At 67.0% G+C, this 1,178-nt stretch carries 1 protein-coding gene; it reads left to right on the forward strand.

All coding sequences use genetic code 11. The annotated features are described in order from the left end of the window. The coding region (locus tag LRG07_RS13625) for an IS5 family transposase (RefSeq protein ID WP_238642738.1) at positions 1–1,178 on the forward strand (1,178 nt) is incomplete at both ends.

The following is a 1,178-nucleotide window of genomic DNA, read 5'->3' on the forward strand; positions in this document are numbered from 1 at the left end:
CACCACGGCTGATCGCCGGGCTGCTCTACCTGCAGCACGCCTACAACCTCTCCGATGAGGCCGTCCTTGAGCGCTGGCTGGAGTCGCCGTACTTCCAGTACTTCTGCGGTGAGCAGTACTTCCAGCACGAGTTGCCGATTGACCCCTCATCGATGACGCGCTGGCGCAAGCGCATCGGCGAGGAAGGCGTCGAAGAGCTGCTCGCGCAGACGATCGAGACCGCCCGGCGCGAGGGCCTGGTCAAACGCCAGAGCCTGGAGCGGATCACGGTGGACACCACCGTCCAGGAGAAGGCGATCACCTATCCCACCGACGCCAAGCTCTACGCCCGTGCCATCCGCAATCTCGGCAAGGAGGCCCGGCGGCACGGGATCCCGCTGCGCCAGAGCTTTGCCCGCAAGGCGCCGGAGACCCTGCTACAGGTCAACCGCTACGCCAAGGCCAAACAGATGAAGCGCAAGCGCCGGGCGACCCGGCAGCTGAAGACGTACCTGGGGCGGCTGACGCGGGACATCGAGCGCAAACTTGTCGATGCCCCGGAGTCCGCGGCCACGGCCCTTCGGCCGCAGCTGCGCAAGGCACGGCAGCTCCTTGAGCAAACGCGCAAGGATCCAGACAAGCTCCTCGCCTGGCACGCACCGGAGGTGGAGGTCATCGGCAAGGGCAAAGTGGCCAAGCCCTGGGAGTTCGGTGTGAAGGTCTCGGTGGCGGTGACCAACCGGGAGAGTTTCGTCGTCGGCTGCCGGACGATGCCGAATCGTCCCTACGATGGCCACACCCTCAACGAGGCCCTGGAGCAGGCGGAAATCCTCAGCGGTGTGCGTCCGACGCACTGTTACGTGGACCGCGGCTACAAGGGCGCCTTGGGGTTGCCGCGCATGAAGGTCTTCCATTCTGGACAGCGGCGTGGCGTGGACACCCGGCGCCTGCGTCGGGTGTTGCGCCGACGCTCGGCGGTAGAGGCGGTGATCGGCCACATGAAGACCGATGGGCGCATGGACCGGTGCCGCCTCAAAGGCCGTCTGGGCGATGCGATGAATGCGGTGCTGGCCGCCGCCGGGCACAACATCCGGCTCCTGCTGCGGGCCATGCCAGCTCTTTTGCGCGCTCTACTGGGGTGGCTGCTCTCGCGTCTGGGTGGTCACCGCGCAGCACTGGGTGCACCGGAACCCGCCGGC

Source organism: Halorhodospira sp. 9622 (assembly GCF_022228025.1).
Classification (GTDB): domain Bacteria; phylum Pseudomonadota; class Gammaproteobacteria; order Nitrococcales; family Halorhodospiraceae; genus Halorhodospira; species Halorhodospira halophila_A.